This window comes from Planktothrix sp. PCC 11201 (assembly GCF_900009135.1).
Lineage (GTDB): Bacteria > Cyanobacteriota > Cyanobacteriia > Cyanobacteriales > Microcoleaceae > Planktothrix.
The window spans coordinates 1-2,902 of the sequence record NZ_LT797779.1 but is presented as its reverse complement, the minus strand read 5'-3'; the positions used below and the strand labels follow the sequence as shown (position 1 = coordinate 2,902).

Genomic DNA, 2,902 nt, shown 5'->3' with positions numbered 1-2,902 from the left:
AAAAAGAGAAAGTGGTCAAGATAGAAAGGGCTGACGGTGGAAACCTTGGCACACAGAGGCGAAGAAGGACGTGGCGACCGACGATAAACTCCGGGGAGCTGGAAGCGAGCAATGAGCCGGAGGTGTCCGAATGGGGCAACCCAAAAACAGCCCACCGAATCAAATAAGTGGGCATGAGCGAACCGGGCGAACTGAAACATCTTAGTAGCCCGAGGAAAAGAAAGCAAAAGCGATTTCCCGAGTAGTGGTGAGCGAAAGGGAAACAGCCTAAACCAACAGGTTTACCTGTTGGGGTAGTGGGACAGCGACACTGGACTTAGAGAGTTAGACAAAGCAGATGAAACCTGCACCAGAGAGGGTGAAAGTCCCGTAGTCGAAAACTCAAAGAGCCTAGCTGAATCCCGAGTAGCACGGAGCCCGTGAAAGTCCGTGTGAATCCGCCTCGACCACGAGGTAAGGCTAAATACTCCTGTGTGACCGATAGAGAAACAGTACCGTGAGGGAAAGGTGAAAAGAACCCCGGAAGGGGAGTGAAATAGAACCTGAAACCGTCAGCTTACAAGCAGTGGGAGTCCGATTTAACGGATGACCGCGTGCCTGTTGAAGCATGAGCCGGCGAGTTAAAGGCAATGGCAGGTTAAGACAGAAAATGTCGCAGCCCAAGCGAAAGCGAGTCTGAAGAGGGCGAAGAAGTCATTGTTTTTAGACCCGAACCCGGGTGATCTAACCATGTCCAGGATGAAGCTTGGGTAAAACCAATTGAAGGTCCGAACCGACCGATGTTGAAAAATCGGCGGATGAGGTGTGGTTAGGGGTGAAATGCCAATCGAACCCGGAGCTAGCTGGTTCTCCCCGAAATGTGTTGAGGCACAGCGGTTGTGGAAAAATCTGGGGGGTAAAGCACTGTTTCGGTGCGGGCTGCGAGAGCGGTACCAAATCGAGACAAACTCTGAATACCCAGAGGAAGAACAACCAGTCAGACGGTGGGGGATAAGCTCCATCGTCAAGAGGGAAACAGCCCAGACCACCAGCTAAGGTCCCCAAATCACCACTAAGTGAGAAAGGAGGTGGGAATGCTTAGACAACCAGGAGGTTTGCCTAGAAGCAGCCAACCTTAAAAGAGTGCGTAATAGCTCACTGGTCAAGCGTTGCCGCGCCGAAAATGAACGGGGCTAAGTGGTGTACCGAAGCTGTGGAATATGATTTATTGTATTGGTAGGGGAGCGTTCTGGCGTAGGGAGAAGCACTAGCGGAAGCAGGTGTGGACGAACCAGAAGTGAGAATGTCGGCTTGAGTAGCGAAAATGTAGGTGAGAATCCTACACCCCGAAACCCTAAGGGTTCCTCCGCACGGCTCGTCCGCGGAGGGTGAGTCAGGGCCTAAGGCGAGGCTGAAGAGCGTAGTCGATGGACAACGGGCGAAGAATCCCGTACCGGTGGTAAATTGGTCAGGGGAACGGAGAAGGTGTGTGCTAGCCGGAAGATGGTTACCGGTGCAACCGTACGAGGTGTTGAGGTCTGGAGAAAACAGACTGAGCTAAGGCGGGAGTCCGACCCTTTACGAAGGGGAAGTAGAGAGCATCAAGCTTCCAAGAAAAGCCCTAAAACCGTTAATTTACCAACGCCTGTACCCGAAACCGACACAGGTAGGGAGGTTGAGAAAACTCAGGGGCGCGAGATAACTCTCTCTAAGGAACTCGGCAAAATGGCTCCGTAACTTCGGGAGAAGGAGTGCTTACGCAAGTAAGCCGCAGTGAAGAGGCCCAGGCGACTGTTTACCAAAAACACAGGTCTCCGCCAACTCGTAAGAGGAAGTATGGGGGCTGACGCCTGCCCAGTGCCGGAAGGTTAAGGAAGTCGGTCAGGCGCAAGCTAAAGCTGATGACTGAAGCCCCGGTGAACGGCGGCCGTAACTATAACGGTCCTAAGGTAGCGAAATTCCTTGTCGGGTAAGTTCCGACCCGCACGAAAGGCGTAACGATCTGGGCACTGTCTCGGAGAGAGACTCGGCGAAATAGAATTGTCTGTGAAGATACGGACTACCTGCACCTGGACAGAAAGACCCTATGAAGCTTTACTGTATCCTGGAATTGGGTTCGGGCTTTGCTTGCGCAGAATAGGTGGGAGGCTTTGAAGTCATCCTTGTGGGGATGATGGAGCCATCGGTGAGATACCACTCTAGTAGAGCTAGAATTCTAACTCTGACCCGTGAATCCGGGTCGAAGACAGTTTCAGGGGGGCAGTTTGACTGGGGCGGTCGCCTCCTAAAAGGTAACGGAGGCGCGCAAAGGTTCCCTCAGAATGGTTGGAAATCATTCGCAGAGTGTAAAGGCAGAAGGGAGCTTGACTGTGAGACCTACAAGTCGAACAGGGTGGAAACACGGCCTTAGTGATCCGACGGTACTGTGTGGAAAGGCCGTCGCTCAACGGATAAAAGTTACTCTAGGGATAACAGGCTGATCTCCCCCAAGAGTTCACATCGACGGGGAGGTTTGGCACCTCGATGTCGGCTCATCGCAACCTGGGGCGGAAGTACGTCCCAAGGGTTGGGCTGTTCGCCCATTAAAGCGGTACGTGAGCTGGGTTCAGAACGTCGTGAGACAGTTCGGTCCATATCCGGTGCAGGCGCAAGAGCATTGAGAGGAGCCTTCCCTAGTACGAGAGGACCGGGAAGGACGCACCGCTGGTGTACCTGTTATCGTGCCAACGGTAAACGCAGGGTAGCTATGTGCGGAGTGGATAACCGCTGAAAGCATCTAAGTGGGAAGCCCACCTCAAGATGATTGCTCTCACCACTTTTTGTGGGTAAGGTCACGGGCAGAACACCCGTTGATAGGTGTTAGGTCGAAGTCCAGTGATGGATGTAGCCAAGACACACTAACAGACCGAGGGCTTGACCTCAT

Annotated in this window: 1 rRNA gene; it reads left to right on the top strand. The window is 53.1% G+C overall.

Features of this window, described 5'->3' with window-relative positions:
- The first annotated feature begins 13 nt into the window (after positions 1–13).
- A 23S ribosomal RNA gene (locus tag PL11201_RS27405) occupies positions 14–2,900 on the top strand.
- Positions 2,901–2,902 lie beyond the last annotated feature (2 nt).